The following is a 15,263-nucleotide window of genomic DNA, read 5'->3' on the forward strand; positions in this document are numbered from 1 at the left end:
CGGTAGCGACAGGGCTGCGGAGCGCGGATCATCCGCCAAACGGCAGCATTGTTCGACAGGCCGACGTTTCAATTCATTGTTCAGGCGGACCAAATTATGAGCAGCTATACGTTCGACGACCTCAAGCGAGATGTGGCCGAAGGGCGCATCGACACGGTTCTGGCATGCCAGGTCGACATGCAGGGCCGGTTGATGGGCAAACGTTTTCAGGCGGAATTCTTCATTGAAAGCGCCTGGAAGGAAACGCATAGCTGCAACTACCTGCAAGCGACCGACATCGAAATGGAGACCGTCTCCGGCTACAAGTCGACAAGCTGGGAGAAGGGCTACGGCGACTATACGATGAAGCCCGATCTCGCGACGCTGCGCCGCATTCCCTGGCTGGAGGGCACGGCGCTCGTCCTTTGCGACGTGCTCGACCACCATACCCATGAGGAAGTGCCGCATTCTCCGCGCGCCATCCTGAAGAAGCAGGTGAAGCGATTGGAAGCCATGGGCCTCAAGGCCTACATGGCTTCGGAGCTGGAATTCTTCCTGTTCGACCAGAGCTATGACAGCGCGCGCGAGTCCGGCTATCGCAACATGAAGCTCGCCAGCGGCTATAATGAGGATTACCACATCTTCCAGACCACCAAGGAAGAAGAGGTGATGCGGGCGATCCGCACCGGCCTGCAGGCCGCGGGTATCCCGGTGGAAAATTCGAAGGGCGAGGCTTCGGCTGGGCAGGAGGAAATCAATGTCCGCTACGCCGATGCACTCACCATGGCCGACCGCCATGCCATCATCAAGAACGGCTGCAAGGAGATCGCCTGGTCGAAAGGCAAGGCCATCACCTTCCTGGCAAAGTGGAACTACAGTGCTGCCGGCAGCTCCTCGCACATCCATCAGTCGCTGTGGAGCGTCGACGGCAAGAGCCCGATGTTCTTCGAAGAGGGCGGCAAATACGGCATGTCGCCGATGATGAAGCACTATGTCGCTGGGCTCCTCACTCATGCCAGCGAAATTACCTACTTCCTGGCGCCTTATATCAATTCCTACAAGCGCTTCATGGCCGGCACTTTTGCGCCGACCAAGGCGATCTGGAGCAAGGACAACCGCACGGCCGGTTACCGCCTCTGCGGCGAGGATACCAAGTCGATCCGCATCGAGTGCCGCGTCGGCGGCTCGGACCTCAACCCTTACCTGGCGTTTGCGGCCCTGATCGCAGCCGGCATCGACGGCATCGAAAATAAACTTGAGCTTGAAGCACCCTTCGTCGGCGATGCCTATGGCGCGCGGGAAGTCCGCGAGATACCGCGCACCTTGCGGGATGCCGCCACGGCCCTGACGACATCGAAGATGCTGCGCGCCGCTTTCGGCGACGACGTCATCGATCACTATACCCGCGCTGCCGAATGGGAGCAGGAAGAGTACGATCGTCGCGTCACCGATTGGGAAGTGGCGCGCGGATTCGAAAGAGCGTAAGGCTTTTGCGATCTGCCTCATGTCCGATTTCATTCTATGATCGGGCGGGGCGTCAGGATGTTTTTCCCGGTTGCGGGACATCCGGCAATCAATTGATGATGAAGAAAACAGGAATTCGATCATGACCATGATCACATGCGTCTCCCCCGTGAACGGAGAGGTTTATGCCGAGCGTCCGGCGCTGTCGTTGGATGCTGCAAAGGACGTCGTGGCACGCGCCCGCAAGGCACAGAAGGATTGGGCTCGCCGCCCGCTGGAAGATCGCGTCCAGCTCGTGCTGAAGGGTGCCGCCCGGCTCAATGAGATGGCCGATGTGGTCGTACCCGAGCTTGCGTGGCAGATGGGCCGCCCGATCAAATATGGCGGCGAGTATCGCGGTTTCAACGAGCGCTCCAACTATGTCGCGTCGATCGCCGCCGATGCGCTGGCACCCTTGGTCGTCGAGGACAGCGCAAGTTTTGCCCGCCGCATCGAACGTGAGCCGCATGGCGTCGTCTTCGTCATCGCGCCCTGGAACTATCCCTACATGACGGCGATCAATACGGTCGCGCCGGCGCTGATGGCTGGCAATACCGTCATTCTCAAGCATGCGAGCCAGACCCTGCTGGTCGGCGAGCGGCTGGTGCAGGCTTTCGTCGAGGTGGGCGTTCCGGCCGATGTCTTCCAGAATGTCTTCCTCGATCATGAAACGACTTCGGCGCTGATTGCGGCCGGCAGCTTCAACTTCGTCAATTTCACCGGCTCCGTCGAAGGCGGCCGGTCGATCGAGCGTGCGGCCGCCGGCACCTTTACCAGCCTCGGGCTCGAACTTGGCGGCAAGGATCCGGGCTATGTCATGGAGGATGCCGACCTCGACGCCGCCGTCGATACGCTGATGGATGCGGCGACCTACAATTCCGGCCAGTGCTGCTGCGGCATCGAGCGCATCTACGTGCATGAATCGCTGTACGACAGCTTCGTGGAAAAGTCGGTCGCCTGGGTCTCGAATTACAAGCTCGGCAACCCGCTCGACCCGGAGACGTCGCTCGGCCCGATGGCGCACAAGCGCTTTGCCAAGGTGGTGCGCGAGCAGATCGCCGATGCCGTCGCCAAGGGCGCCAAGGCGCTGGTCGATCCCAAGCTGTTTCCCGCCGACGACGGTGGCGCCTATCTCGCGCCGCAGATCCTCGTCAATGTCGATCATTCCATGGCCTTCATGCGCGAAGAGACTTTCGGCCCGGCCGTCGGCATCATGAAGGTGGAGAGCGACACGGAAGCGCTGGAGCTGATGAACGACAGCCCCTACGGCCTGACGGCTTCACTGTGGACGAAGGATGTTGAGCGTGCCTCGCGCATCGGCCGCGAAATCGAAACCGGCACCGTCTTCATGAACCGCGCCGATTATCTCGATCCGGCGCTGTGCTGGACTGGCGTCAAGGAAACCGGCCGCGGCGGCTCGCTGTCGATCATCGGCTTCCACAATCTGACGCGCCCGAAATCCTATCATCTGAAGAAAGTAACAGCATGAGCACTATCTCAGCCAATTGGAGCTATCCGAACGCCTTCAAGCTCGGCCGTGGCCGGATTAAGGAACTGGCGGACGCCTGCAAGAGCCTGGGCATGAAGAAGCCGCTTCTGGTCACCGACCGGGGACTTGCCTCGATGGCGATCACGGCTACGGCCCTGGATATCCTGGAGGATGCAGGTCTCGGACGGGCTCTCTTTGCCGATGTCGACCCGAACCCGAACGAAAAAAACCTCGAAGCCGGCGTGAAGGCCTTCAAGGATGGCGGGCATGACGGCGTCGTTGCTTTCGGTGGCGGCTCCGGCCTCGATCTCGGCAAGTGCGTCGCCTTCATGGCCGGCCAGACGCGTCCGGTCTGGGATTTCGAAGATATCGGCGACTGGTGGACCCGCGCCAGCCTCGAGGGCATTGCGCCGATCGTCGCGGTGCCGACGACCGCCGGCACTGGTTCGGAAGTCGGCCGCGCAAGCGTTATCACCAATTCCGCAACGCATGTGAAGAAGATCATCTTCCATCCGAAGTTCCTGCCCGGCGTCGTCATCGCCGATCCGGAGCTGACTGTCGGCATGCCGAAGGTCATCACCGCCGGCACCGGCATGGACGCCTTCGCTCATTGCCTGGAAGCCTATTCTTCACCTTTCTATCACCCGATGTCGGCCGGTATCGCGCTGGAAGGCATGCGGCTCGTCAAGGAATTCCTGCCGCGCGCCTATCGCGAGGGAACGGATCTCGAAGCGCGCGCCAACATGATGAGTGCTGCCGCCATGGGCGCCGTCGCCTTCCAGAAGGGCCTCGGCGCCATCCACGCGCTGTCGCACCCGATCGGCGCCGTCTACAACACGCATCATGGCATGACCAATGCCGTCGTCATGCCGGCCGTCCTGCGCTTCAACCGCAAGGCCATCGAGGACAAGATCGCGCGCGCCGCGGCCTATCTCGGAATTTCGGGCGGCTTCGACGGCTTCTATGATTATGTACTACAGTTGCGCGCGGAACTCGGCGTGCCGGAAAGCCTGTCCGCCATGGGCATCGTACCGGACCGTATCGATGAGCTTTCCGCCATGGCGATCGAAGACCCGAGTGCCGGCGGCAATCCTGTGCCGATGACGCTCGAAAATACCAAGGCGCTATTCAGGGATTGCTTCTGATAAGCTGCTCCCACCTTCTCTACGCGGTGGATGCAAGCAGCAGCGCGTAAGACAAACAGAAAAGCCGCCGAATGTCCCGGCGGCTTTTTTCATTGAAGCTATGTCTGGTAATCAATCAACGAATTCGACGACGACGCCGGGCTTGACCATTTTGGCGAGCTCAGTCGCATCCCAATTGGTGAGGCGCACGCAACCATGGCTCTGTGTCTTGCCGATCCGCGAGGGATCCGGTGTGCCGTGGATGCCGTAGGTCGGCTTCGACAGGGCCATCCAGACCGTACCGACCGGCCCGTTCGGGCCAGGGGGAATGTTCAGGATCTTGTCGTTTCCGGCCTGCTGAAAGTTGATCTTCGGATTGTATGTATAGCCCGGATTGAAGGCGACGCGCTCGACGGTGACCGTGCCGGATGGCGAGGGCGTGTCGGCGGACCCGATGCTGGCAGGATAAGCCGCGACCAAGGTGCCGTTGGCGTCATAGGCGAAAACCTGCTTGCGGCCCTTGTCCGCCAGGATCTTGGCGACCGTTCCCGTCTTGCTGGGACCAGTATTGACGACCTTGATGGTGCTGCCCGGCACTGTGAAATCGACACCGGGATTGAGCGCCTTCAGGTAGCCTTCATCCATATGGAAGCGCTCCGCCAGCATTTCGGTCGTCGACGTATAGCCGAGGGAGGGCATCTGGGATTTTGCGGCATAGTCTTCGGGGATCGATGCAACATAGGGGCCGGCCGCATCGGCGGCTGTGATCGTGTAGTTGATGATCGGCATGCCGCCGGACATGCGCAGCTGCTCGAGGATTGCATCGGTATTGTTCGGATCCAGCGTCTGGCCAGTCATCTGCTGATAGGCATAGATCGCCTTGGTAACGTTGGCGCCCATGCGGCCGTCGATAGCGCCGGGCGAAATGCCCTGCCGCGAGAGGAAGACCTCAAGCGCGGTAATCTCCATCTTCGACTTGCCCTTGAGCGTGATGACGGGCTCGGCCGGCGGCCTGTTGACGATATCCGGTGCGCCCTGCTGCGGGTCTATCGATGCATAATCGTTGCCGCTCGGGTTCGCCTGGCCTTGGTTCTTGCCCGGCAGGGGCTGACTGTCGAGCGGCTGACGCTGAATATCGCCGTCGCGCGGAATACCGCCGGTCACGACGCCACGATCCTGCTGATCGTCGCCGTCGTAGTTACCGTAGCTGTCGGTGCGATAGCGGCGATAATCCTGGTAACCGCCATTGTTGGAGAGCTGCGTGTCGCCATAGCGGCCGCCGTTGTCGTACCCGTTATCGTTGTAAGCTTGGCGAGTGGGCGCGCGAGGATAATAGGTACTTGCCTTCATCTCCGTGGCGACGACATTGCCGTAAGCATCGATCAGAACCCGTCGGCCGCGTCCGTCGCGCGCCATGGAATATCCACCGCCGTAAGGGTATTGATCGAGGATCCTGCCGTCGGGGGTGACGAGAACCGTGTTGCCGTTTCCGCTGCGATAATATTGTGCCTGCGCATCGGTGAGCGCAAGCATGGACACAGTGGCAGTCATTGCCAGAGCAAAACTCAATTTTACGAACCGGTTCACGTCTGTCGAATCCTCGGGGTAGTCGTTCGGCTGACACACACATGGCAATTTTGACGCCAGTATGGAAATTTAAATTATCATGCTGAATAAAATATAAAAAAATCCGTGATCAAGACTTCAAGTTAACATTCGGTAAGCCAAATCACCGTTTATTTCAGCCGCGCTCCATCGCGGGACAACGCTCGCCGGCAGCGCAAGTCATGGAGGATGCTAGGGATGATGGATTTTTCAGCGGCCAAGGGGCCGAAACTGACGCTGGATGAGAGCTCCGTGCTGGATATCGGCGCCTGCATCGTCGATGGCAACAATCTCGCACCTGGACGCGCCATTCCCGACGACGGCGATCCGCGGATCGACCATTCGCTGGAGGGCTTCCTCTTTACCTGCGGGCCGGACCATATCCGTCATCCGCAGCCGATGACGGGAGCTTTTGAGGGCAGGCGCTATCCGCTTCATGGATCCTTTTCCTCTCATCCGGCCAAAATTCTCTGGACCAAGTTCGAAGATGGCAATGCGGAATGCCGCGCCGACATCGACGTCATCACCGCTGAACGCCGTACGGCGAGGCTGGAACGCCATTGGCGGATCGATGGTGCAGCCGGCGAGGTTTCACTCGCCGACCGCATCGTCAATACCAGCGTCGAGGCGATGCCGGTCTTTCTGATGTACCACATGAATCTCGGCGGGAAGTGGTTCGACAGCGGCACGCGCCTCGCCGGGCAGATGCTGGAGAATGGCGGCTTTCCATGGACGTTCGGCGAAGAGGGCGGTGATATCTTCTGCGTGCCGGCGCAGGACAAGGGCGAGGATTGGGCTGAGATCAGCCTCGGCCCCATCGCGGCCATCGGCGGCAAGACTTTGAGGGTGCGCTTCGGTACCGATACGCTGCCGTTCCTGCAGGTCTGGCGCAACCAGCGCGCGCCCGCGCATGTGCTCGGCATCGAGCCGGTGTCGCACCGCTGGGTCTCGCGCGCGGAGCTTGAGGAGGCGGGCGAATTCAATATTCTCCAGCCCGGCGAAGTCCGCAATTTCATGCTCAACTTTGCCTTCGTTTGAGAGTGTCTCGCGGTTGACGCTCGCCCTGTCGCGGCGTAGATCAAGGCCACGGCTTTAGAGAGGACATGAACCATGGATATCCGCCCGATCGACGATGAATACTCGGTGTCCGGCCAGATCACCGTAGAGGATCTCGACCAGATCAAGGCCATGGGTTTCAAGTCCATTGTCTGCCATCGCCCGGACAATGAGAGCCCGGATCAGACGCCGTTTGGCGTTATCGAGGCCCGCGCCAAGGAACTCGGCCTGGAGATCACCCAGGTGCCCGTCGGCCCCATGGGCGTCACGGAAGAGGCTGTGCAGGGCATGGTCGATGCGCTGGACGAGTTCCCGCGCCCGATGCTCGGCTATTGCCGCTCCGGCGCACGCTCGACCGCGATCTATCAGAAGACGCATCACGTTCGCGGCTGAACGGGTCCTTACCCGGCCTTTTGATTGAGGGCGGGCCGCGGGCTGTGCCCTGTTTACCTGTCGAAGAACAACATCAGGAGAAGACCATGAGCATCAAGCGTATCGACGTTGGCGCCCGCATGAGCGGCGCTGTCATCCACGGCAACACCGTCTATCTTGCCGGCCAGGTTGGCGAAGGCGAAAGCGTCACGGATCAGTGCAAGTCGGCGCTGGCTGAAGTCGACCGTCTGCTGGGTGCCGCCGGCACCAACAAGTCGAAGATCCTGCAGACGCTCATCTATCTCTCCGACATCTCCTACTTTGCCGAAATGAACGCTGCCTGGGAAGCCTGGGTCGATCCGGCGCACACGCCGGCCCGTGCGACCAGCGAAGCCAAGCTCGCAGCGCCGAAGTACAAGGTCGAATTCATCGTGACCGCAGCGCTCGACTAAGTCGGCTCAATGTACTTTTGAAAGGCCGGTGGGCTCGTGCTCACCGGCTTTTTGTTTGGGCGATTTCCGTCAGGGTGCGGGAGGGCGTGATTGCTTCTGGATCGAGCATAATCTCGATGATGGCCGGTTTGCCGCTCGCCCTGGCCCGCTCGAAGGCCGGGCCAAACTCTTCCGTCGCCTTCACCGTTTCACCATGGCCGCCATAGGCGCGGGCAAGCGCCGCGAAATCCGGATTGTCGAGGGCCGTGGCGCTGACGCGGCCGGGATATTCGCGCTCCTGGTGCATGCGGATGGTGCCATACATGCCATTGTTGATGACCAAGGCGATCAGAGGCAGGCTGTATTGGACTGCGGTCGCAAACTCCTGGCCATGCATCATGAAGCAGCCGTCACCGGCAAAGCAGATCACCTCGCGCTCGGGAAAGAGCTGTTTTGCCGCCACCGCCGCCGGCAGGCCATAGCCCATCGAGCCAGATGTCGGAGCGGCTTGCGTGTTGAAGCGGCGGAAGCGATGGAAGCGGTGCAGCCAGGTGGCATAATTGCCGGCACCATTGGTGAAGATCGCATCATCAGCCGTGTTGGTTTCGATCCAATCCATGATGCGGCCCATATGAACCGCGCCAGGGCTCTTTTCGGGTGTCGTCGACCAGGAGAGGTAGGCGGTATGCATGCGCTCCGTCCGTTCGGCCCAGCGTGTCTCGATGGGGGTATCGAGATCCGCCACTGCAGTAACAAAATCCGCTGGGCTAGCGCAGATGGCCAAGTCTGGCCGATAGACGCGGCCGAGTTCGGACGGATCGGGATGGATATGGACGAGCTGCTGGCTCGGGTAGGGGATATCGACCAGCGTGTAGCCGGAGGACGGCATTTCGGAAAGACGGCCGCCGAGAAGGATCAGCAGATCCGCTTCCTTGATTTCCTTTGCCAGCACGGGGTTGATGCCGATGCCGACATCGCCGGCATAATTCGGGTGCAGATGGTCGAACAGCATCTGCCGGCGGAAGGAGCAGCCCACCGGCAGCTTGAAACGCTCTGCGAATTGCCTGACGTCGGCAACTGCCTCCTCATTCCAGCGCGTGCCGCCGAGGATGACCATCGGCCGTTCCGCGGCGGCCAGGCGTTGACTGAGGTCGACAAGCTGGCCGCGGCTCGGATGGGCGGCGACCGGTGCATAGGGCAGCGCTTCCGGCGCCTCGACCTCATCGCGCAGCATGTCTTCAGGCAGAGTCAGCACGACGGGACCGGGGCGCCCGGATGTTGCCACGGCGAAGGCGCGGGTGACGAATTCCGGAATGCGGGCGGCATCATCGATCTCGCCGACCCATTTGGCGAATTCCGTGAAGGCCCGGCGGAATTCCACTTCCTGAAAGGCCTCGCGTTCGCGGGCATCGCGCTGGACCTGGCCGATGAACAGGATCATCGGGATCGAATCCTGCCGCGCGATATGAAGCCCGGCGGATGCATTGGTGGCGCCGGGGCCGCGCGTAACCATGCAGACGCCCGGCTCACCCGTCAGCCGTCCCCAGGCATCCGCCATCATCGCAGCACCGCCTTCCTGGCGGCAGACGAGCACCTTGATATCGCTGTCATACAGTGCATCGAGCACGGCGAGAAAACTCTCGCCCGGCACGCAGGAAATGCGCTGCACGCCATTGGCCTTCAAAGCCTCGACGATGAGTTGCCCGCCCGTTCGCCTCATGTGCTTGCCTTTCCCTCCAGTTCCGCCAATTCGGCCAGAACGTCCTCCTGATGCTCGCCGAGACGCGGGCTCGGCCGCGTATAGGTCAACGGCGTTTCCGACAGCACGATCGGCGTGCGCACGCTCGGAATGATAGTGCCGGCGCTGTCCTCGAGATCGATCTTGAGGCCACGCGCCACGATCTGCGGGTCGGCGAACATATCCTCGATCGTGTTGATGGCGCCGGCCGGAACGGCATTGGCTTCGCAGGCCCTGAGCAGTTCCGCCTTGTTCCACTTCAGCGTTTCCGCCGAGACGAAAGCCCGCACCTCGTTGCGATGGGCGACGCGGGCCTTGTTGGTCGCATAGCGCTCGTCGTCGGCGTGGGTCTCCATGCCGAGAATGGCGCAGAGGCGCCGGAATTGCCCGTCATTGCCGACGGCAAGGATGAGATAGCCGTCGGCGGTGGGCACGACTTCATAGGGCGAGATATTCGGATGGGCGTTGCCGAGCCGCACGGGCGGTTTGCCCGAGATCAGATAGTTCATGTTCTGATTGGCAAGCACGGCGGATTGCACATCGAGCAGCGCCATGTCGATCAGCTGCCCTTCGCCCGTCTTCAAGGCATGGATCAGAGCGGCCTCGATCGCGGAGACGGCATAGATACCGGTGAAGATATCGGCGATCGCGACGCCTGCCTTCATCGGCTGCCCGTCCGGTTCGCCTGTTGTCGACATGAAGCCGGACATGCCCTGGACGATATAGTCATAGCCTGCCAGGCCGGCATAGGGGCCTGTCTGGCCGAAGCCGGTGATCGAGCAGTAGACGATGCGTGGATTGATTTTTCTCAGGCTTTCATAATCCAGCCCATATTTGACTAGGCCGCCGAGCTTGAAATTCTCGATCACCACATCGGCGGTCTTCACCAGCCGGCGCACCAATTCCTGTCCTTCCTCGGTCTTGAGGTCGGCGGTGACGGAGCGCTTGCCGCGATTGGCCGAATGGTAATAGGCGGCCGAGAGGTTTTCGCCATCCTTGCCTTCGACGAAGGGAGGTCCCCATTGGCGGGTGTCGTCGCCGCCGTCGGGGTTTTCCACCTTGATGACATCGGCGCCGAGATCGGCCAGCATCTGCCCGGCCCACGGGCCCGCGAGCACGCGGGCAAGCTCGATGACGCGAATACCGGACAGCGGAGGTTTCTTGGTCTTCTTGTCTGTCATATCGATCCGCTCTCCCGCTTAGGGCGTGAATGCTGTTTCAGATGTATCGGATACAGGCTTGGAAGCAAAGCGCCGCTCGCGCCAGAGAATGTACAGGCCGGAGCCGATGATGATGAGGATACCGAGCCATTTGATCGCATCCGGGAAATTGTTGAAGACGAGCCAGCCGAAGATCGTGGCGGAAACGATCTCGAAATATTGCAGCGGCGCGAGCGTCGAGGCCGGTGCGGCACGATAGGCATGCACCGTGAAGATGCCGGAGGCCGCCGCGGTGGCGCCGACACCGAGCAGGTAGAGCATGGCAGTCAGATCCGGCATGACCGGGTCGAGGATTGCGGATCCCGTCGCGCGGCCGATGGCAAGCAGGATCAGGCTGAAGCCGATGCCCCATAGGCCGGTCTGGAACTGCATCGACCAGGCGTCCTCGCTATGGGAGACGACGCGCGTGATCATCACGTAGACGGCGATGCAGAGCGCGGTGACGACGGGCAGCAGGGCGATGAAGCCGACTTCCTGAAAGCTCGGCTGGATGATCAGCATCGCGCCGAAAAAGCCGACGGCGCAGGCGGTGTAGCGCCGCCAGCCGATGGTTTCCTTGAGGAAGATGCTGCTCAAAATGGTCAGCATCATCGGCTCGACGAAAAAGATGGCAATGGCATCGGCAACTTCCATCACCTGCAGGGTTGTTACGAACGACACCATGGACAGCGTCAGCACGGCGGCGCGGACGGCATGGACGCCGCTGCGCCGCCATGTCCACACGCCCCATTGCCCGCGTATCGCCATCGTCGGCAGCGCAAAGAGCGACTGGAGGATAAAGCGGGCGGCGGTGACTTCCGCCGGCGGAATGGTGGTTGCGGCGAGCTTGGAAAAGATGTCGATGATCGGCGCGAGGACGACGGAAAGAAACATCATCATCAAGCCGAAGCTCAGCTCCGATTGCGGCAATCGGATCGAGGAGCCGCCGGAGGTGTTCATTGCAGAATTCCCATGAAAATCAGTTATTTGCCGTCGCCTCTTCACACCAGTCGGCAAAGCGGGAAATGGCTTCGTCGGCACCGATTTCGTTGAGCGTCTCGTGCCGCATGTCGGGATGGATCTCGGTTGTAATATGAGAGAAGCCGGCATTTTTCAAATGGTTTGCCAGCCAGGAGATGGCTTTCGCATTATCGGTTGCCGGATCCTTGCCGCCCCCGACGAGATGGATGGGCATATCGCGCCGAAGCCGGTCGAGATAGGTCTTTTGCGGCGCGCGGAAGGTAAGCTCGAATATGTCGAGCCAGAGCGAGACTGAGGCATCGAAACCGCAGAGGGGATCGGCGATGTATTTGTCCACCTGCTCAGGGATACGCGAAAGCCAGTCGAAGTCGGTACGGCGATTTGCGATCGACCGGCCCCAGGTGCCGAAGGTCAACTTCGGCAAGGGTCCGCTTGGAACATCCGATCCCTTGAACATGCGCTCCGTCTTGAGGATGAGCTGGGCGGCGCGGCCGGCGAGGCCCGCATTGAAATTGGAGTTCCACACGGTGACGGCGTCAAACTTGTCCGGATGCGTCACGACCGTGTTGAGGCTGATCAATCCACCCATGGAATGGCCGAACAGGATGATAGGCAGGCCGGGATGAGCGCTTGCGGCAAGCTCGCGCATGGCGAGCACATCGGCGATGACATGGTCCACTCCACCTTTTCGCGCGAAGCGGCCGATGGGCGCATCGTGGGCAACGGTCTCGCCGTGGCCGCGATGATCGTGGGCGTAAACATGGAAGCCTTGGGCGGCCATCGCATCCGCAAAGGCTTCGTAGCGGCGGGAGTGTTCGGCAAGGCCATGCGATATCAGCAGGATGCCGCGCGCTTCCGCCGTTGCCGGCAGGTGATGATAGGCAATCTTCGCGCCGGTCGGGCTATTCAGGCGCTGCGTCTCCGCGAACATGCATTCGGTCCTCCCTGTTTGGACGAAAGGTTATCATCCGCTCGATTGCAATGGATAGGTGTCGAAGCGCACAGAAATAAATCTTTCCGAGCGCTACGATTCAGGATTGCGTCCGCCCGATCAAACTGCTTATTTGTTCCTATAATGTTCTAATTGGAGGCAGGAATGAGGCAGTTGCTTCGGGTATTTGCAGTTGTATTTCTTTCGGTCGGAACGGCCGCCAGCGCCATGGCGCAGGAGCATAGTCGTGGGCGGACGCGTTTTATCCTGGCGGCAAGCTGGGAGCCGGCATTTTGCGCGACGAACCAGAAAAAGGCCGAATGCCGGAACCAATCGTCGAACAATCATGATGCCACGAACTTCTCGCTGCATGGCCTGTGGCCTATGCGGCAGGAATATTGCGATGTTTCTGAGGATTTGAAGCAGGCGGATCGCGGCCGCGACTGGAAGGATCTGCCGGCGGTGGAGCTGTCGCAGGATGTCAAGGCGAAGCTGGACAAGGTGATGCCGGGCACGCAATCCGGCCTCGAGCGGCATGAGTGGATCAAGCATGGCACCTGCACGAAGCTCAGCGCCGAAAAATATTTTTCCATCGCCGCCGGCCTGATCGCCGAGCTCAATGCGTCGTCCGTGCGCGATCTCTTCGCGGAGAATATCGGCAAGGAACTCGACGCCGAAAGCATCAAGGCCGCCTTCGATCAGAGCTTCGGCGAGGGTGCCAATGCGCGCATAAAGATGAGCTGCCGCCGCGTCGGCGATGTCAGGATGATTTCGGAGCTGACCATCGGCCTCTCGGAGGATGCGATCGAGCCCCAGCAGGGTAACGAGCCGCGGCTCGCCAAACTGATCCAAAGTGCCGGCAGCACTGCCTTCGGCTGCGACCGTGGCGTGGTGGATGCCGCCGGTTTCTAAGCTTTTCCGGTCTTTGTGACGCGGATAAATGCCCTCGGACAAGGTTTCGCCGTTGCCCGAGGGCGGGGTTTCGCCTACATAGCGGCACAATTCGCAATGTTATCCGCCCGTGGAGTAACCCAAGCTATGGCACGTCAGTTCATTTATCATATGGCCGGTCTGAATAAGGCCTATGGCGCCAAGAAGATCCTCGAGAATATTCATCTCTCCTTCTATCCGGACGCCAAGATCGGTATTCTCGGACCGAACGGTGCGGGTAAGTCGACGGTGCTGCGCATCATGGCCGGTCTCGACAAGGAATATACCGGCGAGGCCTGGCTGGCCGAAGGCGCGACCATCGGCTACCTGGCGCAGGAGCCTCAGCTCGATCCCAACAAGACGGTTTTCGAAAACGTCATGGAAGGCGTTGCCAAGAAAACCGAAATCCTCAATCGCTACAACGAATTGATGATGAACTATTCCGACGAGACGGCGGACGAGGGCGCCAAACTCCAGGACATCATCGACAGCCAGAATCTCTGGGATCTGGAAAGCCAGGTCGAGATGGCGATGGAAGCATTGTGCTGCCCGCCGCGCGATGCCGAAGTTACCAGCCTTTCCGGTGGTGAGCGCCGCCGTATCGCGCTGTGCCGCCTGCTTCTCTCGCAGCCAGACCTGCTGCTGCTCGACGAACCGACCAACCATCTCGACGCTGAGACTATTGCCTGGCTGGAAAAGCATCTGCGTGATTATCCGGGTGCCGTGATGATGATCACCCACGACCGCTACTTCCTCGACAATGTTACTGGCTGGATCCTCGAACTCGACCGCGGCCGCGGCATTCCCTACGAAGGCAATTATTCTGCCTATCTGCGGGCCAAGGCCAAGCGCATGCAGCAGGAAGCCCGCGAAGAAGCTGGCCGTCAGAAGGCAATCAGCCGCGAACAGGAATGGATCGCCTCCAGCCCGAAGGCCCGTCAGGCCAAGTCCAAGGCGCGTATTAACGCTTATGAACAGCTGGTCGATGCTGCCGAAAATCAGCGTCCTGGTGATGCGCAGATCATCATTCCGGTCAGCGAGCGTCTCGGCCAGGTGGTGATTGAGATGGAGGGCATCACCAAGGGTTTCGAAGGCCGCACGCTGGTCAACGATCTGTCGATCAAGCTGCCGCCCGGCGGTATCGTCGGCATCATCGGCCCGAACGGCGCCGGCAAGACGACCCTGTTCAAGATGATCACCGGGCAGGAAAAGCCGGATTCCGGCTCGGTCCGCATCGGCGAGACGGTGCATCTCAGCTATGTCGACCAGAGCCGCGACGCGCTTGATGGCAACAAGACGGTATGGGAGGAAATCTCCGGCGGCGCCGAAGTCATCAAGCTCGGCAAGTTCGACATGAATTCGCGCGCCTACTGCGGCGCCTTTAACTTCAAGGGCGGCGACCAGCAGCAGAAGGTCGGTAATCTCTCTGGCGGTCAGCGCAACCGCGTTCACCTGGCCAAGATGTTGAAGGCTGGCGGCAACGTGCTTCTGCTCGACGAACCAACCAACGACCTCGATACGGAAACGCTGGGGGCTCTGGAAAGCGCGCTCGAAAACTTCGCCGGCTGCGCCATCATCATTAGCCATGATCGCATGTTCCTCGACCGCCTGGCCACGCATATCCTCGCCTTTGAAGGCGAAGGCCATGTCGAATGGTTCGAAGGCAATTTCGAAGATTACGAGCAGGACAAGATCCGTCGCCTCGGCCCCGATGCCCTCAATCCGGGCAGCCAGGCGCACAAGCGACTGACGCGCTAAGTTCTCGGTTTCGCTCTTCGAAAACCCCGGTTTCGCCGGGGTTTTTGTTTATCCGGCGATCGCTTCCAATATTCCATTCTCGACGGAAACTAGAGCGGGATGAATTTAAGCCCGTTCATAGCCAGCGTTTATGAAGTAGTTTGAGCATTCTTGTGGCGCAATGGTAC

Annotated in this window: 13 protein-coding genes; 8 read left to right on the forward strand and 5 right to left on the reverse strand. The window is 60.5% G+C overall.

What is annotated here, in order from left to right:
- Positions 1-96 precede the first annotated feature (96 nt).
- From ACPYOP_RS18290 to ACPYOP_RS18300, 3 genes are all read left to right on the forward strand, one after another.
- Complete coding sequence (locus ACPYOP_RS18290) at positions 97-1,464, forward strand: glutamine synthetase family protein (protein ID WP_481411787.1); 1,368 nt, start codon at positions 97-99, stop codon at positions 1,462-1,464.
- 121 nt (positions 1,465-1,585) lie between these two features.
- On the forward strand, positions 1,586-2,971 hold the full coding sequence (locus tag ACPYOP_RS18295) for an aldehyde dehydrogenase family protein (RefSeq protein ID WP_481411788.1): 1,386 nt from the start codon (positions 1,586-1,588) through the stop codon (positions 2,969-2,971).
- The gene (locus tag ACPYOP_RS18300) at positions 2,968-4,116 is read left to right on the forward strand and encodes an iron-containing alcohol dehydrogenase (RefSeq protein ID WP_481411789.1); all 1,149 of its coding nucleotides are present in this window, start codon (positions 2,968-2,970) and stop codon (positions 4,114-4,116) included. The genes ACPYOP_RS18295 and ACPYOP_RS18300 overlap by 4 nt, the downstream gene beginning before the upstream one ends.
- Positions 4,117-4,227: 111 nt before the next feature.
- On the opposite strand, the gene ACPYOP_RS18305 is transcribed toward ACPYOP_RS18300, so the two are convergent.
- Entirely contained in the window at positions 4,228-5,646 is a 1,419-nt protein-coding gene (locus ACPYOP_RS18305; RefSeq protein ID WP_481411799.1) for a L,D-transpeptidase, read from the reverse strand.
- Positions 5,647-5,898: 252 nt separating this feature from the next.
- On the opposite strand from ACPYOP_RS18305, the gene ACPYOP_RS18310 reads away from it, so the two are divergent.
- From ACPYOP_RS18310 to ACPYOP_RS18320, 3 genes are all read left to right on the forward strand, one after another.
- A complete protein-coding gene (locus ACPYOP_RS18310; RefSeq protein ID WP_481411790.1) occupies positions 5,899-6,738 on the forward strand; it encodes a DUF4432 family protein in 840 nt (279 codons plus the stop codon).
- Between the two features lie 72 nt (positions 6,739-6,810).
- Positions 6,811-7,149, forward strand: a complete 339-nt coding sequence (locus ACPYOP_RS18315; RefSeq protein ID WP_481411791.1) for a protein tyrosine phosphatase family protein — start codon at positions 6,811-6,813, stop codon at positions 7,147-7,149.
- A gap of 86 nt (positions 7,150-7,235) precedes the next feature.
- On the forward strand, positions 7,236-7,580 hold the full coding sequence (locus tag ACPYOP_RS18320) for a RidA family protein (RefSeq protein WP_120664431.1): 345 nt from the start codon (positions 7,236-7,238) through the stop codon (positions 7,578-7,580).
- 40 nt (positions 7,581-7,620) lie between these two features.
- Here the strand turns inward: ACPYOP_RS18320 and ACPYOP_RS18325 are convergent, their stop codons facing one another.
- The 4 genes from ACPYOP_RS18325 to ACPYOP_RS18340 are packed head-to-tail and all read right to left on the reverse strand — an operon-like array spanning position 7,621 to position 12,408.
- On the reverse strand, positions 7,621-9,279 hold the full coding sequence (locus ACPYOP_RS18325) for a thiamine pyrophosphate-binding protein (RefSeq protein WP_481411792.1): 1,659 nt from the start codon (positions 9,277-9,279) through the stop codon (positions 7,621-7,623).
- A complete protein-coding gene (gene caiB / locus ACPYOP_RS18330) occupies positions 9,276-10,478 on the reverse strand; it encodes a succinate--glutarate CoA-transferase (protein WP_481411793.1) in 1,203 nt (400 codons plus the stop codon). The genes ACPYOP_RS18325 and caiB overlap by 4 nt, the downstream gene beginning before the upstream one ends.
- Before the next feature lie 18 nt (positions 10,479-10,496).
- The gene (locus ACPYOP_RS18335; protein WP_481411794.1) at positions 10,497-11,456 is read right to left on the reverse strand and encodes a DMT family transporter; all 960 of its coding nucleotides are present in this window, start codon (positions 11,454-11,456) and stop codon (positions 10,497-10,499) included.
- 19 nt (positions 11,457-11,475) lie between these two features.
- A complete protein-coding gene (locus ACPYOP_RS18340; RefSeq protein WP_481411795.1) occupies positions 11,476-12,408 on the reverse strand; it encodes an alpha/beta hydrolase in 933 nt (310 codons plus the stop codon).
- A gap of 165 nt (positions 12,409-12,573) precedes the next feature.
- On the opposite strand from ACPYOP_RS18340, the gene ACPYOP_RS18345 reads away from it, so the two are divergent.
- Both ACPYOP_RS18345 and ettA read left to right on the forward strand, forming a co-directional pair.
- Positions 12,574-13,320, forward strand: coding sequence for a ribonuclease T2 family protein (locus ACPYOP_RS18345; protein ID WP_481411796.1), 747 nt, complete (start codon positions 12,574-12,576; stop codon positions 13,318-13,320).
- 126 nt (positions 13,321-13,446) lie between these two features.
- Positions 13,447-15,096, forward strand: coding sequence for an energy-dependent translational throttle protein EttA (ettA, locus tag ACPYOP_RS18350; RefSeq protein ID WP_481411797.1), 1,650 nt, complete (start codon positions 13,447-13,449; stop codon positions 15,094-15,096).
- The last annotated feature ends 167 nt before the right edge of the window (positions 15,097-15,263 follow it).

Source organism: Rhizobium sp. KNZ2-6A, assembly GCF_056755475.1.

Excerpts from the sequence above, each read along its gene's own strand:
- ACPYOP_RS18345 (WP_481411796.1), top strand. The coding sequence starts at position 12,574 with ATGAGGCAGTTGCTTCGGGTATTTGCAGTTGTATTTCTTTCGGTCGGA.
- ACPYOP_RS18310 (WP_481411790.1), top strand. The coding sequence starts at position 5,899 with ATGATGGATTTTTCAGCGGCCAAGGGGCCGAAACTGACGCTGGATGAG.
- caiB (WP_481411793.1), bottom strand. The coding sequence starts at position 10,478 with ATGACAGACAAGAAGACCAAGAAACCTCCGCTGTCCGGTATTCGCGTC.
- ACPYOP_RS18340 (WP_481411795.1), bottom strand. The coding sequence starts at position 12,408 with ATGTTCGCGGAGACGCAGCGCCTGAATAGCCCGACCGGCGCGAAGATT.
- ACPYOP_RS18300 (WP_481411789.1), top strand. The coding sequence starts at position 2,968 with ATGAGCACTATCTCAGCCAATTGGAGCTATCCGAACGCCTTCAAGCTC.
- ACPYOP_RS18320 (WP_120664431.1), top strand. The coding sequence starts at position 7,236 with ATGAGCATCAAGCGTATCGACGTTGGCGCCCGCATGAGCGGCGCTGTC.
- ACPYOP_RS18295 (WP_481411788.1), top strand. The coding sequence starts at position 1,586 with ATGACCATGATCACATGCGTCTCCCCCGTGAACGGAGAGGTTTATGCC.
- ettA (WP_481411797.1), top strand. The coding sequence starts at position 13,447 with ATGGCACGTCAGTTCATTTATCATATGGCCGGTCTGAATAAGGCCTAT.
- ACPYOP_RS18290 (WP_481411787.1), top strand. The coding sequence starts at position 97 with ATGAGCAGCTATACGTTCGACGACCTCAAGCGAGATGTGGCCGAAGGG.
- ACPYOP_RS18325 (WP_481411792.1), bottom strand. The coding sequence starts at position 9,279 with ATGAGGCGAACGGGCGGGCAACTCATCGTCGAGGCTTTGAAGGCCAAT.
- ACPYOP_RS18315 (WP_481411791.1), top strand. The coding sequence starts at position 6,811 with ATGGATATCCGCCCGATCGACGATGAATACTCGGTGTCCGGCCAGATC.
- ACPYOP_RS18305 (WP_481411799.1), bottom strand. The coding sequence starts at position 5,646 with ATGACTGCCACTGTGTCCATGCTTGCGCTCACCGATGCGCAGGCACAA.
- ACPYOP_RS18335 (WP_481411794.1), bottom strand. The coding sequence starts at position 11,456 with ATGAACACCTCCGGCGGCTCCTCGATCCGATTGCCGCAATCGGAGCTG.